Here is a 16,731-nt window from a genome sequence, read left to right as displayed (position 1 = left end):
ACAGAAGTGGCAAGGGAGTGGCAATGGGTTCCTATGTGACCGGCCTGGGGGCCGTGACGCCCCTCGGTAACACGGTGTCCGATACCTGGGACGCAATGGTGGCGGGCCGCAGCGGCATCACCGCCATCACCGCCTTCGACCCCGGCGACTGCGCCGTGCGCATCGCCGGCGAGATCCGCGGCTTCGACGCCGCCGACTGGCTGCCGCGTCCCGAGGTGCGCCGCATGGACCCGTACGCCGCCTACGCGGTGGCCGCCGCCCACCAGGCCCTGGAACAGGCCGGGGTGAAACCCGGGACCTGCCCGCCGGAGCGGATCTCCGTACTCGTCGGCTCGGGCTACGGCACCACCCAGCTGGACGCCGAGGCGGTCCGCGTCTACGACGCCAAGGGCGCCCGCGCGATCCGGCCGTACCTCTCGGCGTACGGGGCCGTCGACATCGTCACCGCCTATCTGTCGATGGAACTGGGCGCCATGGGCGAGTCGTTCGCGGTGTCGGCGGCCTGCGCCTCCGGCACGGTCGTGATCGGCGAGGCCCACCGCATGATCGGACGCGGCGAGGCGGACATCGTCGTCGCGGTCGGCGCGGAGGACTCGATGAGCGGCAAGGACCTCGCGCTGACGGCCGCCACGAGGGCGCTGACCGCCAAGTTCAACGACGATCCGACGGCGGCGAGCCGCCCCTTCGACAAGGCCCGCGACGGCTTCGTGCTCTCCTCCGGCGCTGGCGCGGTCGTCCTCGAATCGGCGAGCAGCGTCCGCCGCCGGGGCATCACCCCGCTCGCGGAGATCGCCGGGTACGGCGCCGCCAGCGACGCCCACCACGTGACCGCCCCGCACCCCGAGGGCCTCGGCGCCCGGTTCGCCATCCAGCGGGCCATGGCGGCGGCGCAGGTCACGGCGGACGACATCGATCACGTCAACGCCCACGGAACGAGCACCGAGCTGAACGACCGTACGGAAACCCTCGCGCTCCAGGCCGAGTTCGGGGAGCGGGCGCGGCGCATCCCGGTCAGCTCCACCAAGTCGACCACCGGGCACATGATCGGGGCCGCCGGCGCCGTCGAACTCGTCGCCTGCGTCCAGGCGCTGCGGACCGGAGTCGTCCCGCCCACGATCAACTGCGACGATCCCGAGTTCCCCGAGATGAACTACGTCGCGCACACCGCGCAGGAACACCGACTGCGGACGGTGATGTCCAACTCCTTCGGGTTCGGCGGGCACAACGCGGTGCTGGTGGTGAAGGCATGCTGACGGAAGCGGGGCCCGGTCCCCGGAAGGTGATCGTCACCGGCGGCACCCGGGGCATCGGGCGGGAGGTCGTCGACCGGTTCACGGCGCTGGGCGACTCGGTCGTCTCGCTCAGCACCTCCGGGGCCCCGGCCGGCGGGGCCCGTTCGTTCGCGTGCGACGTCGGTGACCCCGAGGCCGTGGAGCGGGCCATGGCCGAGGCGGTGACCGGCCTCGGCGGCCTGGACGTGCTGGTGGTCAACGCCGGTGTCGTCCGCGACAATCTGCTCGCCCGGATGCCCGTCGAGGACTTCGCGGAGGTCGTGCGGACCAACCTCATGGGCGCTTTCCACTCCGTGCGCTTCGGTATCCGCCCGCTGATGCGCTCCGGGCGTGGCCGGGTCGTCTTCTGCTCCAGCACGGCGGCTCTGACGGGCGGCGTCGGCCAGGGCAACTACGCGGCCGGCAAGTCGGGGCTGATCGGCCTCGCCCGTTCCCTCGCCCGCGAACTCGCCGGCCGGCAGGCCACGGTGAACGTCGTCCTGCCCGGCCTCATCGACACCGACATGGGCCGCGACCTTCCCGCCCGGCTCCGCGAGGAGTTCGTCGCCACCGTGCCGCTGCGCCGCGTCGGCACGGTCGGGGAAGTGGCCTCCCTGATCACCTACCTGGCGAGCGACGAGGCGCGGTACATCACCGGCGCCGTCATCCCGGTCGACGGCGGGGTGAGCATGGGTGTCTGAGACGACTTCGCACGGCCTGCTGGCAGGCAAGCGGCTCCTGGTCACGGGCATCCTCACCCCCGACTCCATCGCCTACCACGTCGCCGAACAGGCCCGGCGCGCCGGAGCACAGGTCATCGCCACCGCCTACGGCCGCCCCTCCCTGGTGCGGCGGGTCTGCGCCCGCCTGCCGCAGCCGGTCCCGGTGATCGAGCTGGACCTCACCGACCCCGAACAGCTCGCCCGCCTCCCGCAGGCGGTCCACGAGCACACCGACGGCCTCGACGGCGTCGTCCACTGCGTGGCCCACGGTTCACCGGCCTGCTTCGACGAGGACTTCGCCGCCGCGCCCTGGCCGGACGTCGCCCGCTCGCTCCAGGTCTCCGCGTACTCCCTGGCCGCGCTCACCCACGCCTGCCGCGGCCTCCTCGCCCCGGGAGCGTCGGTCGTCGGCCTCGACTTCGACGGGCAGCGCGCCTGGGAGGGCTACAACTGGATGGGCGTGTCCAAAGCGGCGCTGGAGTCGGTGTCCCGCTACCTGGCCGTCCAGCTCGGCCCCCGCCGGATCAGGGTCAACCTGGTCGCCGCCGGCCCGCTGCGCACGGTCGCCGCCACCTCCATCCCCGGCTTCGACTCCACCCACTGGGCGCGGCACGCCCCCCTGGGCTGGGACGACCGCGACATCGCGGCGGTGGCCCGCACCTGCTGCGCCGTCCTCTCCGACTGGCTGCCGGTCACCACGGGTTCGGTGGTGTGGGCGGACGGCGGCTACCACATCGCCGGGCCGTGAGCCCCGTACCCCGCCGACAAGGAGCGTCATGTCCGATCCAGCCGCCACGGCCGCCGAGGCCCACGCCGTCCTGGCGGGGTGCTGACATGGCGGCCCTCCTCGACCCCGCCAGGTCCCCGGCCGTCGCCCACCTCCTCAAGGGCACCCGCCCCGAGGGCCCCGCCTGGCAGATCCCCCGTACCTCCCTCGCCGCCCACGTCAAGGGCGCCAAGGTGTACGGCACCCTCGCCCCCGTCTTCCGCGCGCTCGGCTACACCGACGCCGATCGGGCCCTCGTGTCCCCCCTGTTCACCCATCTGTGGGCGGTGGTCTACGAGGCGGACTGGGCGTACGAGGCGCACCAGGCGTCCGGAGCGGACGACCCCGGCACCTGGTGGGCGCAGCAGCTGCGCTCGGTACTCGGCGAGCTGGACCTCCTGGACGACACCGTCGACGGCCATCTGACCGGCCTGGAACGGTACTTCGGGCTGGAGACGCGACTGCTCGCGGCCGCGGACACCTTCGGCGCGGACGAACTGGCGGAGGCGGTCCGGCTGCGCTCCAGCGATCTGCGCGCGTTCCTGACGGTCGCCGCGCTCCTGGTCCGCAGTCCCGGCGCCCGCCGGTTCACCGACGCGATCGGCCCGCTGATGTCGTTCGTCGACATCGAGGACGATCTGAAGAGCGTGGCGAAGGACGCCGCCGACGGCTCCTTCAACACCCACAACCTGGCGGTGCGCCGCTGGGGCGAGCCCGAGGCACGGCGCCGGCTGGACGGCCTGGGCGGCGAACTGCTCCTGGCCACGGCGGGGGCCCTCACCCACGCCCCGCCCGAAGCCCTGCGCGCGATGCACGTCGCCCTGGGCCGCCCGCCCACGGACACCGCCGCCCGCAGACTCGCCCTGACCGCCCTGAGACCCCGCCGCACCCTTCTGGGCAGCCTCCGCCGAGCTCTCCTCACCGGCGCACACGCCCCGTTCGCGCCGTACTGGCGACTCTTCGACACCGCAGGAGACACGAGGAAATGAGCGAGCGGATCTTCGACGGCGCCTGGGACCTCGTCGCCCACTGGCTCGCGGCGCGCGGGGTCGACACCGTCTTCGGGCTTCCCGGTGACGACGTGCTGGCCCTCGCCGCGCTGGAGCGGGCCGGGCTGCGCCTCGTGTGGTGCCGCGACCAGCGCGCGGCCGTCCACATGACGTCCGGGTACGCGGCCGTCTCCGGGCGGGTCGGCGTGTGCCTCGTCGGCAAGGGGCCCGCGGTGGCGCATGCCGTGGGCGGACTGCTGGAGGCGTTCAGCGGCGGCAGCCCGGTGCTGGTCCTGGCGGGCGGCACCGACCCCGCCGCCGACGGGGCCCGCGCCTTCCAGGACGCGCCGCAGCAGGCCCTCACCGCCCCGGTGACCAAACGGACGGCCCGCGTCACCCACCCGGGGCGGCTCCTGCCCGAGCTGGCCAAGGCCTACACCCTGGCCGGGCAGGCCCCGACGGGACCGGTCTTCCTGGAGATCTCCGACGGTCTCCTGGACGAACGGATCACCGCGCGCGAAAGCCTGCTGACCGCCGCCGCTCCGGTCCGGGGCGTGACCGTCGCGCCGCTGCCCGCCGAGGTCGCCGCCGCCCGGCGCCCGGTGGTCCTCGCCGGCGGCGGCCTGCGCGCCCCCGGAGCGGCGCAGCGCCTCGCGGAGTCCCTGGGCGCGGCCCTGCTGACGACGGCGAGCGGCCGCGGCGCGGTCACCGAGTCCCACCCCCTGTACTGCGGTCTCGCGGGCCTCTACGCCCTGCCCCCGGTGAGGGAACTGCTCGCGTCCGCCGATCTGCTGATCGCGCTGGGCTCCCGTCTGGAGGAGACGGCCACCGAGGGCCTGCCTCCGGACACCCCGGTCTGCCAGCTCAACATCGACGCGGCGGAGTTCTCCTACGACCGCCCGGGCCCCCTGGTCCTGGCGGACGCCGGGGCGAGCGCACAGGCCTGGGCGGAGGAACTGAGGGCACTGGAGGAGGAGAAGGAACGGACGCGGGACGAGGACTGGGCGGCGGCGGTCACACGGGCCCGCCGGCGGCTGTCCGCCTGGGCGCAGCGCCCCGCCCACCCCGAACTCCCGGCGGACCGGGTCCGGGTGAAGGAGGTCGTACGGGAGCTCTCCCGGGTCCTTCCGCCGGACAGCGTGGTCGTCCATGAGAACGGCCTGATGGACATCTGGTCCTACCTCCACCCGGTCCTGACCCTCCCGGAAGGCGCTCGCTCGATCGTCCCGTCCGAGCAGACGACGCTCGGGTACGGCGCCGCGGCGGCGGCCGGCGCGAAGCTGGCGGCCCCGGACGCGGCCGTCGTGGCGATCGTCGGCGACGGCGCCTTCGACCTGCTGCGGCCCGAACTCCCCACGCTGGTGCGCGAACGCATCGGCGTGGTCTACGTGGTCCTCGACAACGGCGGCTACGGCTGGCTCCAGCGCATGCTGGACGACCGCGGCGGCCGGCCCCGCCACTTCACGGCCGCAGATGCGCCCGCCCACCCGTTCCCCGGACCCGGCGTCATCACCTGGACGCCGGCCAGGCCGACGGACGTGGCGCCGACCTTGACCGCCGCGCTGCTGGCGGCCGGCGCGGGCCGGGTCGCGGTGGTCAGGGTCCGGTGCGACACCGACGACTGGCCGCCGGTGACCGGCGCGGCGGGGGAGAAGGAGATCGCGGCGGAGCTGGGCGAGGCGGCGCCCGGGGAGCAGCGGTGACCTCTGTGGCCGGCCCCGGAGCCGCCCGATGACCCGCTCCGGCGCCCCCTCCGCGCTCAGGATGCTGCTGCGGCTGGCCTGGTCGCCCGGGGCCGGGCGGCGCAAGCTGGTCGTGTTCGGCGGCCTCGCCTGCCTGGCGGCGCCGGTCGTGCCGCTGGCCCAGCCCCTCATCGTGCGCGGGATCGTCTCGGGCGCCGAACAGCAACGGCCCCTGCTCGTACCGGTACTGATCCTCGTCGGCGCGACCCTCGCCGAGGCCGTCCTCACCGGCGTACAGGTGTATCTGCTGAAGAGGCTGGCCGAGGGCGTGGTCCTCGACACCCGCAGGGCCCTGCTGCGCCGGCTGCTGCGGCTGCCCGTCGCCGAGTACGACCGGCGGCGGGTCGGGGATCTCGTCTCCCGGGTCAGCACCGACACCGCCCTGCTGCGGACGGTCGTCAGCAACGGCCTCTTCGACCTCGTCTCCGCGGCCTTGCTAGGACTCGGCTCGATCGTCGTCCTCGCGTTCATCGATCCACTGCTGCTGGCGATCACGCTCGTCTCGGTGACGATCGCGGCGCTGGCGATGGCGGTGCTCATGGCGTCGTTGCGGAGCATCAGCCGCAGCGCGCAGGAACACGTCGGCCGGATGACCGCCGACACCGAACGGGCGCTGCACGGCATCCGCACGATCCGGGTGTTCGACGCGACCGAGCGCGAGGGCGAGCGGGTGATGCGGCGGGCGCGGGACGCCTACCGGGCGGGGCTCGGGCTCGCGCGGCGGGAGGCGCTGGTGCAGCCGGCGGTGACCACCGGCGTCCAGACCGCGATCTTCGCCGTCCTGCTCGTCGGCGGCTACCGCGTCTCCTCCGGGGCGATGGACCTGGGCGACCTGGTGGCGTTCCTGCTCTACCTCTTCAGCATCGTGCTGCCGCTCAGCCAGGCGTCCCGCGCGATCACGACCGTCCAGATCGGGCTGGCCGCCGTCGACCGCACCGCCGAGGTGCTGCGCCTGCCCGTCGAAGGAGACGGCGCCGGTCCGGTCCGGCCCACGCCGCCCGCGGGCGACCACCTCGTGGAGTTTCGCGCCGTCGGCTTCCACTACCCCGGCGGCCCCCCGGTCCTGCACGACGTCACCTTCACCGTCCCCCGGGGCTCCTACACGGCGATCGTCGGCCCCTCAGGCGGCGGCAAGTCGACCCTCCTCGCGCTCCTGGCCCGCTTCTACGACCACGACGACGGCACGATCCGCGTCGCGGGGCACGACATCCGCTCCCTCACCCACGAAGCGGTCCGCTCCCGCCTGTCGATGGTCGAGCAGGACGCCCCCGTGTTCGCCGGCACCCTGCGCGAGAACCTCAGACTGGGCGCCCCCGACGCCACGGACGACCAACTGCGCCGCGCGCTGAAGGACGTCGAACTGGGCGCGCTCCTCGACCACCCGGGCGCGCTGGACCGCGACCTCGGCGACGGCGGCGTCCTGCTCTCCGGCGGCCAGCGCCAGCGCCTCGCCTGGGCGCGGGCGCTGCTGCACGACCACGAACTGCTGCTGCTCGACGAGCCGACGTCCAGTCTCGACGCCGAGACCGAATGGCGGCTGCAACGCCTGCTGACCGGGCGGCGCGGCACCGGGCACACCACGGTCATGGTCGCCCACCGCCTCGCGGCGCTCGTCACCGCCGACCAGATCGTCGTCGTCGACGGCGGCACGGTCGCCGCCGTCGGAACCCACCGCACCCTCCTGCGCGACAGCCCGCTCTACCGCTCGCTCGCCGCCCGCCAGGGACTGGTCGAGGAGCCCGTCTGACCCACACCTGAACAGCACGACCTCAACGGGGAAACGAGGAAACGCACATGAGAACGACGTTGCGCGCGAAGATCGCCGCAGCGCTGGCAGCCGCGGGGGCGCTGCTGACCACCGCGGCCCCGCCGGCCCTGAGCGCCACCCGCGCGGACACCCTGTCGGCGACGATCCGCTACACCGAGCACGGTGTTCCGCACATCCTGGCCGACGACTACGCGGGCCTCGGCTACGGCTTCGGGCACGCCTCCGCGAAGGACAACATCTGCCTGCTCGCGGACACCTACGTCACGGTCTCCGCCCAGCGCTCGCGCCACCACGGCGCCGACGGCCCGGCCACGGCGTACGCGCCCGCCGGCTCCAACCTGGCCGGAGACCTCTTCTACCAGCAGGTCAACGACTCCCAGGTGATCGAAAGGACACTGGCCAGGCCGGCCCCGGACGGCCCGCGTACCGAGGTCCGCGACCTCGTGCGCGGCTATGTCGCCGGCTACAACCGCTACCTCGCGGACACTGGACCGGGCGGGATCACCGACCCCGCCTGCCGGGGCGCCGCCTGGCTGCGGCCCATCACCGAGATCGACGTCTACCGCCAGTTCCACGCCCTCGGTGTCTCCGGGGGAGGAGGCCGGGCGATCGACGCGATCGTCGGCGCCCGGCCACCGGCGCCGGCCGCGAAGGCACCGGCCCCGCAGCCCTGGGACGCCGGCGCCGTCGCCGCGGGACTCCACGCCGGCCAGGAGGGCTACGGCAGCAACGCCTTCGCCGTCGGCCGTGCGGCGACCGCCAACGGCCGCGGTCTCCTGCTCAACAACCCGCACTTCCCCTGGACCGGCGCCCTGCGCCTGTGGGAGGCGCAGCTGACCGTCCCCGGCAAGATGAACGTCTCCGGCGCAGCCCCGCTCGGCGTCCCCCTCATCCGCTCGGGCCACACCCAGAACGTCGCCTGGTCCCACACCGTCTCCGCCGCCGTACCCCTCAGCCTGTACGAGCTGGCCCTGGTCCCCGGCGACCCCACGGCCTACCTCGTCGACGGCGTCCAGGAGCGGATGACCCGGCGCACGGTCCAGGTCCAGGTGCGCGGGGCCGACGGGAAGACCACCCCCGTCGAACGCACCCTCTGGTCCACCCGCTACGGCCCCGTCGTCACCGGCGCCTTCGGCCTGCCCACCGCCTGGACGACACAGAAGGCGTACGCCCTGCGGGACGGCAACGAAGGCAATCTGCGCGGCCTGAACACCTGGTTCGACCTGGGCCGGGCCCAGAGCACGAAGGACGTCAAGGACGCCCTGGAACGGACCCAGGGCATGCCGTGGATCAACACGGTCGCCGCCGACAAGGCGGGCGACACCCTCTTCTCCGGAGTCCACACCGTCCCGGACATCACCGACGAGCTGGCCGCCCGCTGCAACACCGCGCTGGGCACGTCCATCTACGCGTCCACCGGCCTCGCCGTCCTCGACGGCGCCAGATCCGGCTGCGCCTGGGGCACCAGCGCCGACGCCGTCGTCCCCGGCCTGCTCGGCCCGGGCAGGCTGCCCACGCTGTCCCGCACGGACTACGTCGCCAACTCCAACGACAGCGCCTGGCTCACCAACCCCCGCCGGCCGCTGACGAGCCATCCCCGCATCGCCGGCAGCGTGGGCACCGAACGCACGATGCGCACCCGCATGACCCTGACTGCACTGGAGGAGCAACTGCCCAAGGGCTTCGACCGCACGGCGATGCAGCGGCTCCTCTTCGCCGACCGCAGCAAGGTCGCCGAACTGGCGGCGGCCGACGTCGCCCGGATGTGCGCCGCGCTCCCGGCGGCCGCGGCCCCGGTGACCGGCGGTGGCACGGTCGACGCCGGCCCCGCCTGCCGCGCCCTGTCGGCCTGGGACCTGCGCTACACGACGGCCAGCCGGGGCGCCCTCCTCTTCACCCGCTTCTGGACCCGTCTCACCGAACGGGCCCCGGCCCCCTGGAAAACCGCGTTCACCCCGTCCGATCCGGTCAACACCCCGAGAGACCTGGACACTTCGGCGCCCTCGGTCCCCCTCGCCCTCGGCGACGCGATCACCGAGCTGAACCGCCTCGGCATCGCTCCCGACGCGCCCCTCGGCGATCACCAGTACGTCGTACGCGCCGGCCGCAAGCTGGTGTCCCACGGTGGGCCGGCCGCGCTGGGCCTGATCAACGTCCAGACGCACACATGGGACCCGGCGAAGGGATACGGCGAGGTCGTCTACGGGCCGAGCTTCATCCAGATCGTCTCCTTCACGGACGGCGACTGCCCGGACGTGGCGAGCCTGCTCCCGGCCTCCCAGTCCGCCGACCCGACCTCGCCCCATCACGCCGACCAGACGGAGCTGTACGCCCGGTCCCGGCTCGCCGAGCCCCGTTTCTGCGAGGCGGACATCAAGGCGTCGCCGGTGCTGCGGACGGTCCGGCTGACATCGGCCTGAGGCCCGGCCGGCCGCAGTGACACGAGGGGACTTCCGGCACCGGAAGTCCCCTCCGGCCGTGCTCAGCCCTTGCCCCCGAGCCGCTGCGGCGCCGTATAGGCCCAGTTCCACACCAGCTCCATCGGCCCCCTGCCGAACATCCGCAGCCACAGCGTCGACAGCACCAGGAACGACGCGACGATGCCGCCCCAGGCGAGGACGGGCCACCAGGGCCGGGCCCAGTCGAGCCGCTCGGCGAGGCCGAGGCCCCAGCCGTAGCAGAGGGCGGAGGCGGCGAGATTCTGGAAGACGTAGCAGGACAGGGCCGTGCGGCCGACATTGGTGACCCCGCGCCGGGCGAGGCCGGGGGCACCGGTGAGGCGATGGGCCAGCGTGGTGACCAGACCCAGCAGCCCCAGCGCGACCAGCGGCGGCATCAAGTACCGGTCCACGACGAACCAGTTCGGCCCCGCGAAGGCGGTGAACAGGTTCAGCGGGGCGCCGAAGCCGAGCCCGATCAGCATCAGCCGGCCCCGGATCCGCGCGCCCCGCTCGCTGTTCTCGAACGCCCCGGCCCGCAGCAGCCGCGACCCCAGCAGGAACAGCACGACCCCCATCGGGATCACGAAGAACGCCTCGATCCGGTACAGCAGGAAACGGTTCAGCCGCAGCAGGACCTGCTCGCCGTACCCTCCCGTCGCATACACGTCCGGATGCCCCAGCGCGGTGTCCGACGACCCGGTGCCGGTCGCGATCAGCGCCGCCGTCAGCGCCCCCACCAACAGCAGATGGAACCCGCCCATGGCGTACATCCACGCCCGGACGACCCGCTCACGGCGCCCCACCAGCCAGACGACGATCAGCGAGGTGAACGCGTACCCGATCAGCGCGTCGAACTCGAAGACGAGGACGAAGTGCACCGCCCCCTCGACGAACAGCAGCGCCGTCCGCCACAGGTACCAGCCGGGCCAGGGCTTCCCCTTGCGCTTGGCCGACTGGTACTGCAACTCCAGCCCGACGCCGAACAGGATCGTCAGCAGCGACAGGAACTTGCCGTTCGACAGCCAGCGCAGCGCGACCTCGACGGCCCCGCCCACGCTGTCCGCCTCCGGTAACCGGAAGAACATGCTGGGCGGGCCCAGGGGATGGGTGAAGAGCCAGATGTTGGTGCCGAGCGTGCCGATGATCGCCACACCCCTCAGGATGTCGAGGACCTCGATGCGCCGCGTCGGGGAGGCGGGCGCCCGCCCGGCCTCGGCGGTGGTCGGTGAAGTCATGCCTCACAGCCTCGCCGCCCGCCCCCACCTGCGTCTTCGTCGGTTGGAGGGGGACAGGGGTCATCCCTTAGGGGAAGCGCGCGGGGGCACTCTCCCCAGGCGGAGGAGGCGCATCCGTTCAACCTCCGACTTTCGGAGGAGATTGATTCCGCGCCCGCGGAGACCCGTTCACGTTGTGGTTGCATGACCATGTGCCAGGGCTTGGGGAACTGAGGGACAGCGGGTTACGGCCGCACCGCAAAGACGTGTTGATGGCCGCGGGCCTCTTCGGCGTCGGTCTCGCGCTGTACAGCTCCGGCTGGTACCCCTTCTTCCGCGACCTCAACACCCTCGCCCCCTGGTCCGCCCAGCTGCCCTGGCGGCTGGTCCCCCTCCTCGGCGCCTGCTGCGCCGTCCTCGTCCGCCGGCAGGCGCCCCTCGCGGCCCTCGGCGGCGGCCTCCTCTTCGGTGCCGTCGAAGTCCTGATGGGCTTCAGCATCTCGATGCTGCTGGTGCTCTCCGAACTCCTCTACAGCGCCACCCTCTACGGCTCCCGCCGCGCCAGCCGTTTCCTCGTCCGCGCGGTCATCGCCCTGGTCGTCGTCATCACCTCGGTCCTCTCCTACGTCACCCAGGACTGGCAGTCCGTCGTCCTCCTCGTCCTGCTGATGCTGACGATCCTCTTCGTCCCCGTCTGGTGGGCGATGACCGTGCGGCAGGAGCGCGAGACCGCCGAAGCCGAACGCACCCGGCGTGAACAGCAGTCCAGGATCGCCGAACTGGACCGCCGCACGGCTGTCACGGAGGAGCGCTCCAGGATGGCGCGGGATCTGCACGACGTGATCGCGGGCCATCTCTCGGCGATCGCCCTCCAGTCGGACGCGGTGGACGTCCTGCACGACGACCGGGAGGCCGTCGACGCCGTCATGCGCACGATCCGCCGCAACAGCGTCGACGCGCTCGGCGAGATGCGCGCCATGATCGAGCTGCTGCGCGGCCAGCACCCCGACGCCCGCCGTATCCCGTACACGGCCCCGGCCCGCCTCGCCGAACTGGACCGGCTGATCGACTCGGCGCGCACGGCCGGCCTCGCCGTCACCCTCGCCGACAGCACCGGCAGGGACGACCTGCCGGCCGCCGTCGACCTCGCCGCCTACCGCATCGTCCAGGAGGCCCTGACCAACGCGGTCAAGCACGCGTCCGGGGCGAGCGCCGAGGTCGGCGTACGGCTGAAGGGGGGCGCGCTGCACGTGGAGGTGGTGAACGAACTGGCACCGGACGCCAGGGGCGCGGGGCTGCCCGGTGGCGGCACGGGACTGCTCAACATGCGGGAGCGGGCCGTCACGCTCGGCGGCACCATCACGGCCCGCCCGGACGGCGGGCGCTGGCGAGTCCACGCGGTGCTGCCGCTGGGCGGAGGAAGCACCGCGTCCTCCCGGGGGACACCTCCCGGACCGGCGGCGGGGGAGTGGGCCGGCCCGGACGGCCGGCGCGGACCGCACACAGCGGATCGGAGTGAAGCATGACCATCAGGGTGCTGGTCGCCGACGACCACGCCGCCGTACGGTTCGGCCTGGCCCTGGTCCTGGGCCGCGCATCCGACATCGAGGTCGTCGGCGAGGCGGCCGATGGCGCCACGGCGGTCCAGATGGCCCGGCAGCTCAAGCCCGACGTCGTCCTGATGGACATCCGTATGCCGGGCGGCGGCATCGAGGCGACCCGCACGCTGGTCCAGCAGGACGTCACCCAGGTCCTGATCCTCACGACCTTCGACCTGGACGAGTACGTGTACGCCGCCCTGCGCGCGGGAGCGGCCGGCTTCCTGGTCAAATCGGTCGAGGCCGCTCAGCTGGTGGAGGCGGTACGACTGGTCGCGCGCGGCGAGGGCGTACTGGCCCCGCAGGTGACCCGCCGGGTGATCTCCCGGTTCGCGGGCCTGGCCGCGCCCGCCGAGACGGAACCGGAAGGCCTCGACCAGCTGACCGACCGGGAACGGGACGTCTTCGACTGTCTGGGGGAGGGCCTGTCGAACCAGCAGATCGCGAGCCGCCTCTTCATCAGCGAGACGACGGTCAAGACCCACGTCTCCCACATCCTCGCCAAGCTGGGCCTGCGCTCCCGCGTCCAGGCCGCCCTGCTGGTGCAAGAACAATCAGCGCAAAAACCAAGCAAAGTCCCCCGCCGCCCGGACAACTCCAGCCCCTAAGGCAACATCTTGGTGAACGACAGCCGCCGTCACCGGGAAGAGAGCCGCCGTGGAGCCGAGGATCGCCGTCGCCGTGGTGACGATGGGCAACCGTCCGGCGGAGCTGGACGCCCTGCTGGAGTCGGTGGCGAAACAGGACGTCCCCCCGGCCCGCATCGTGATCGTCGGCAACGGCTGCCGCCTCCCGGACATCACCGCCCGCCTCTCCCTCCCCGGCGAGATCACCCTCCTCGAACAGGAGGAGAACCTCGGCTGCCCGGGCGGCCGGAACGTGGCGCTGGCCGCGCTGCGGGAGTACGGCGACGTCGATGTCGTCGTGGACCTGGACGACGACGGCCTCCTCCCCGACCCGGCGACCCTGCGCGGCGTCCGCGACCTGTACGCCGCCGACCCCGGCCTCGGCATCGTCGGCTTCCGCATCGCCGACGAACACGGCGAGACCCAGCGCCGGCACGTCCCGCGCCCCGGCAACACCGACCCCCTGGAGGGCGGTTACGTCACCGGCTTCCTCGGCGGCGGCCACGCGCTGAGCATGCGCATGCTGGAGCGGACGGGGGACTGGCCGGCGGAGTTCTTCTTCGCCCACGAGGAGACCGACCTCGCCTGGCGGGCGGCGGACGCGGGCTGGAAGATCCTGTACGCGCCCGAGCTGCTGCTCCAGCACCCGAAGACGTCCCCGGCCCGGCACGCGATCTACTACCGGGTCACCGCCCGCAACCGAGTCTGGCTGGTCCGCCGCAACCTCCCCCTCCCGCTGATCCCGGTCCACCTGGGCATCTGGATGGCGGTCACCCTCCTGCGCACCCGCTCGCTGGCCGGCCTGAAGGCATGGTTCGCCGGGTTCATGGAGGGCGTACGGCAGCCGGCGGGCCCGCGCCGCCCGATGAGCTGGCGGACGGTGTGGAAACTGACCCGGCTGGGCCGGCCGCCGGTCATCTGAGCAGCCCGAAATCACTTCGCGTCCCCATAACACTCCACCACCGCGGAAGTGAACGGAATTCTCACCGGCGTATCCCCGAACGTCAGCCGCGCGGCCAGTTCAGAAGCCTCCCGAATAGCCTCCACAACCGTCTCCGCCTCCCCTTCCGGGCAATGCACGATCACCTCGTCGTGCTGAAAGAACACCAGCTCCGCCGCCATCCCGGAACACGACCGCCGCAAAGCCGCCAGCATCAGCAGAGCCCAGTCCGCGGCACTTCCCTGTACGACGAAATTGCGCGCGAACCGGCCCCGCGCCCGTGAATTCGTGGACGCGTACCCCGGCACCCACCCGGACTCCTCCTCCAGGAACCCGGCGCCGTCCCCGAAACTCTCCTCGGCCCCGGCGGCGGGCGGCGAGGTCCGGCCGAGCCAGGTCCGCACCAGCCGCCCCTCCTCCCCGGCCCGCGCCGCCTCGTCGACGTACTCCACGGCCAGCGGGAACCGCCTGCGCAGCGCGGCGAGATTCTTCAGGCCGTCCCCCGAGGTCTGCCCGTAGATCGCCCCGAGCACCGCCAGCTTGGCCTGCCCCCGGTCCCCGGAGAACGCCCGGTCCGACACCGACTGGTACAGGTCGTCCTTCCGCCCGGCGACCTCCATGAACCCCGGATCGCGGGAGATCGCGGCCAGCACCCGGGGCTCCATCTGATCCGCGTCCGCCACGACCAGCCGCCACCCGGGATCGGCGACGACGGCCCGCCGGATCACCTTCGGGATCTGCAATCCGCCCCCGCCATTGGTGACCCACCGCCCCGTGACGGTCCCCCCGACCAGGAACTCAGGACGGAACCGCCCGTCGCGCACCCAGTCCTGTAGCCAGCTCCACCCATGGGCGACCCAGATCCGGTAAAGCCGTTTGTATTCGAGAAGAGGGCGGACGGCGGGATGCTCGATCCCCTCGATCTCCCATTTACGGGTCGACCGGATCCGGATTCCGGCCTGGTTGAACGCCTTTATGACATCGGCGGGCAGTTCCGGCCGCACCCGCCGTCCGAAAGCCTCGGAGACCTCGTCGGCCAATTCCGCCAGCCGCTTCGGTTCACCCCCGCCCGCGTACCGCTCCCCGAGCAATTCATGCAGCACGGACCGGTGCACCTCACTGCTCCAGGGCAGCCCGGCCGCGTTCATCTCGGTGGCGACGAGACATCCGGCGGACTCGGCGGTGATCAGCAACTGCATCCGCGCGGGATGCTCGACGAGCGAGATCCGCCGCTGCTGCTCCTGATAGACATCGGTGAGCTCGGAGAGGGAGACCCCGCCGCCGCCCCCGTCCGCCTCGAAAAGAGCCCCCTGATCCCCGGGCCGGCCCGCGCGCGGAGGCCGGTCGGCGGGAGGAGCGGCCCCGCGCAGCCGGGCCAGCGCGGCGAGCGGCGACCGGGGCTCGCCCAGCCGCCCCTCGTACGCGAGCAGAATCCCCTCGCCCACCTCAAGGTCGTAACACCGCTCCACCCGCACCCCGCCGCCGGCCAGCGCCGGATACACCTCGGCCGTGCTCCCCCACACCCACCGCCCCACATCGGCCCGCCCCCGTACGACGTCGAGCAGCTTCCCCCGGACGACCTCCCCGCCCCCCACGGCGGCAGCCTCCACCCCACCCCCCTCCCGCACTCCGAGAACCCACCGTTCGCTCATGTGTCCGAGTCTGGCACCCCCCACTGACAACGCCCCGAAAACCCCACCAACGGCAACTAAAAACGCAAATCACACCGGCCATGCAATGCCAGTCACGCAATGCCGGTCACGCAATGCCGACCACGCACCGCGAACCACACAACGCCGGACGGCCCGAACCCCCGTGGCCCGAGCCGTCCGCCGCCGGCCAGGAAACCCCGGCCGCCCCCTCCCCGCAGTGCTCAGCCCTCGTCCCCCGCCCCGGCCGTCAGCACCGCCAACACCTCACCCACATAGGCCTCGACAGCCCCCTTCGACACCCCCAGCCCACTGAGCACCCCCTCCCCGTTCTCGTGCTCCAGCAGCGCCAGCAGGATGTGCTCGGTCCCGATGTAGTTGTGCCCCAGCCGCAGCGCCTCCCGGAAGGTGAGTTCGAGGACCTTCTTGGCGTCGGGCCCGTAGGGGATCAGGTTCGGCGCGTCCGGGGCGGCCGGCGGGAGGGCGGCGGCGGCGGCCTCCCGTACGGCCCCGGCGCTCACCCCTTGCGCGGCCAGCGCCTTGGCCGCGATCCCCTCGGGCTCGGCGAGCAGCCCGAGGACGAGGTGCGCGGGGACGCCCTCCTTCGCCCCGACGGCCTTGCCCTCGCGGTGCGCGGCCTCCACGACGTTCCGCGCGCGCGGGGTGAACCGGCTGAACCCCTGGCTGGAGTCGAGGTCGACCGACTCCTTCGGCACGAACCGCTTCTGCGCGGCCTGCCGGGTGACCCCCATGCTGCGCCCGATGTCGGTCCAGGAGGCCCCGGACCGGCGGGCCTGGTCGACGAAGTGCCCGATCAGATGGTCGGCGACGTCCCCGAGGTGCTCCCCGGCGAGGACCGCGTCCTGGAGCTGCTGGAGCGGTTCGGGGTGGACCTTCTTGATGGCGTCGATCAGATCGTCGAGACGGATGGACGAAGTGACGTTCTGGTTCTCGGCTTCAGACATGAGGCAACCGTAGGTTGACAGTTATCCACTGTCAACCCAA

Annotated in this window: 13 protein-coding genes; 10 read left to right on the top strand and 3 right to left on the bottom strand. The window is 72.8% G+C overall.

Annotation, left to right across the window (positions count from 1 at the left end; translation table 11 throughout):
• The first annotated feature begins 23 nt into the window (after positions 1-23).
• The 7 genes from ACYUD3_RS05085 (at position 24) to ACYUD3_RS05055 (ending at position 9,678) form a co-directional block, all read left to right on the top strand.
• Complete coding sequence (locus tag ACYUD3_RS05085) at positions 24-1,253, top strand: beta-ketoacyl-[acyl-carrier-protein] synthase family protein (protein WP_470964268.1); 1,230 nt, start codon at positions 24-26, stop codon at positions 1,251-1,253.
• Complete coding sequence (locus tag ACYUD3_RS05080) at positions 1,247-1,972, top strand: SDR family oxidoreductase (protein ID WP_470964265.1); 726 nt, start codon at positions 1,247-1,249, stop codon at positions 1,970-1,972. The genes ACYUD3_RS05085 and ACYUD3_RS05080 overlap by 7 nt, the downstream gene beginning before the upstream one ends.
• Positions 1,965-2,741 (top strand): enoyl-ACP reductase FabI, encoded by a 777-nt coding sequence (gene fabI / locus ACYUD3_RS05075; protein WP_470964262.1) that lies wholly within the window; start codon positions 1,965-1,967, stop codon positions 2,739-2,741. Before ACYUD3_RS05080 ends, fabI begins: the two co-directional genes overlap by 8 nt.
• Positions 2,742-2,827: 86 nt before the next feature.
• Positions 2,828-3,748: a hypothetical protein gene (locus tag ACYUD3_RS05070; protein ID WP_470964260.1), complete on the top strand. Its 921-nt coding sequence runs from the start codon at positions 2,828-2,830 to the stop codon at positions 3,746-3,748.
• Positions 3,745-5,451, top strand: a complete 1,707-nt coding sequence (locus ACYUD3_RS05065; RefSeq protein ID WP_470964257.1) for a thiamine pyrophosphate-binding protein — start codon at positions 3,745-3,747, stop codon at positions 5,449-5,451. Before ACYUD3_RS05070 ends, ACYUD3_RS05065 begins: the two co-directional genes overlap by 4 nt.
• Positions 5,452-5,479: 28 nt before the next feature.
• Complete coding sequence (locus tag ACYUD3_RS05060) at positions 5,480-7,237, top strand: ABC transporter ATP-binding protein (protein WP_470964254.1); 1,758 nt, start codon at positions 5,480-5,482, stop codon at positions 7,235-7,237.
• Between the two features lie 47 nt (positions 7,238-7,284).
• Positions 7,285-9,678 (top strand): penicillin acylase family protein, encoded by a 2,394-nt coding sequence (locus ACYUD3_RS05055; RefSeq protein WP_470964251.1) that lies wholly within the window; start codon positions 7,285-7,287, stop codon positions 9,676-9,678.
• 62 nt (positions 9,679-9,740) lie between these two features.
• Here ACYUD3_RS05055 and ACYUD3_RS05050 read toward each other — a convergent pair whose 3' ends face one another.
• Positions 9,741-10,934 carry a DUF418 domain-containing protein gene (locus tag ACYUD3_RS05050; RefSeq protein ID WP_470964248.1) on the bottom strand — a complete coding sequence of 398 codons (1,194 nt, stop codon included), beginning with the start codon at positions 10,932-10,934 and terminating at the stop codon, positions 9,741-9,743.
• A gap of 251 nt (positions 10,935-11,185) precedes the next feature.
• Here ACYUD3_RS05050 and ACYUD3_RS05045 point away from each other — a divergent pair, with 251 nt between their 5' ends.
• From ACYUD3_RS05045 to ACYUD3_RS05035, 3 genes are read left to right on the top strand one after another with little or no spacing between them, the layout of a single operon-like run.
• Positions 11,186-12,439 carry a sensor histidine kinase gene (locus ACYUD3_RS05045; protein WP_470964245.1) on the top strand — a complete coding sequence of 418 codons (1,254 nt, stop codon included), beginning with the start codon at positions 11,186-11,188 and terminating at the stop codon, positions 12,437-12,439.
• Positions 12,436-13,119: a response regulator gene (locus ACYUD3_RS05040; protein WP_470964242.1), complete on the top strand. Its 684-nt coding sequence runs from the start codon at positions 12,436-12,438 to the stop codon at positions 13,117-13,119. Before ACYUD3_RS05045 ends, ACYUD3_RS05040 begins: the two co-directional genes overlap by 4 nt.
• Before the next feature lie 49 nt (positions 13,120-13,168).
• Positions 13,169-14,059, top strand: a complete 891-nt coding sequence (locus ACYUD3_RS05035; protein WP_470964239.1) for a glycosyltransferase family 2 protein — start codon at positions 13,169-13,171, stop codon at positions 14,057-14,059.
• Between the two features lie 11 nt (positions 14,060-14,070).
• Here ACYUD3_RS05035 and ACYUD3_RS05030 read toward each other — a convergent pair whose 3' ends face one another.
• Together ACYUD3_RS05030 and ACYUD3_RS05025 are read right to left on the bottom strand one after the other, a co-directional pair.
• Positions 14,071-15,729 carry a bifunctional 3'-5' exonuclease/DNA polymerase gene (locus ACYUD3_RS05030; protein WP_470964236.1) on the bottom strand — a complete coding sequence of 553 codons (1,659 nt, stop codon included), beginning with the start codon at positions 15,727-15,729 and terminating at the stop codon, positions 14,071-14,073.
• A gap of 221 nt (positions 15,730-15,950) precedes the next feature.
• Positions 15,951-16,691 carry a Clp protease N-terminal domain-containing protein gene (locus tag ACYUD3_RS05025; protein WP_470964233.1) on the bottom strand — a complete coding sequence of 247 codons (741 nt, stop codon included), beginning with the start codon at positions 16,689-16,691 and terminating at the stop codon, positions 15,951-15,953.
• Positions 16,692-16,731: the final 40 nt, after the last annotated feature.

It is taken from the genome of Streptomyces sp. AMJ-169 (genome assembly GCF_055597585.1).
This window is presented reverse-complemented; position numbering and strand designations above follow the sequence as displayed.

What these genes read in the sequence shown, in the direction of transcription:
- ACYUD3_RS05085 (WP_470964268.1), top strand. Translation starts at nt 24, where the DNA reads ATGGGTTCCTATGTGACCGGCCTGGGGGCCGTGACGCCCCTCGGTAAC.
- ACYUD3_RS05080 (WP_470964265.1), top strand. Translation starts at nt 1,247, where the DNA reads ATGCTGACGGAAGCGGGGCCCGGTCCCCGGAAGGTGATCGTCACCGGC.
- ACYUD3_RS05070 (WP_470964260.1), top strand. Translation starts at nt 2,828, where the DNA reads ATGGCGGCCCTCCTCGACCCCGCCAGGTCCCCGGCCGTCGCCCACCTC.
- ACYUD3_RS05065 (WP_470964257.1), top strand. Translation starts at nt 3,745, where the DNA reads ATGAGCGAGCGGATCTTCGACGGCGCCTGGGACCTCGTCGCCCACTGG.
- ACYUD3_RS05060 (WP_470964254.1), top strand. Translation starts at nt 5,480, where the DNA reads ATGACCCGCTCCGGCGCCCCCTCCGCGCTCAGGATGCTGCTGCGGCTG.
- ACYUD3_RS05055 (WP_470964251.1), top strand. Translation starts at nt 7,285, where the DNA reads ATGAGAACGACGTTGCGCGCGAAGATCGCCGCAGCGCTGGCAGCCGCG.
- ACYUD3_RS05050 (WP_470964248.1), bottom strand. Translation starts at nt 10,934, where the DNA reads ATGACTTCACCGACCACCGCCGAGGCCGGGCGGGCGCCCGCCTCCCCG.
- ACYUD3_RS05045 (WP_470964245.1), top strand. Translation starts at nt 11,186, where the DNA reads ATGGCCGCGGGCCTCTTCGGCGTCGGTCTCGCGCTGTACAGCTCCGGC.
- ACYUD3_RS05040 (WP_470964242.1), top strand. Translation starts at nt 12,436, where the DNA reads ATGACCATCAGGGTGCTGGTCGCCGACGACCACGCCGCCGTACGGTTC.
- ACYUD3_RS05030 (WP_470964236.1), bottom strand. Translation starts at nt 15,729, where the DNA reads ATGAGCGAACGGTGGGTTCTCGGAGTGCGGGAGGGGGGTGGGGTGGAG.
- ACYUD3_RS05025 (WP_470964233.1), bottom strand. Translation starts at nt 16,691, where the DNA reads ATGTCTGAAGCCGAGAACCAGAACGTCACTTCGTCCATCCGTCTCGAC.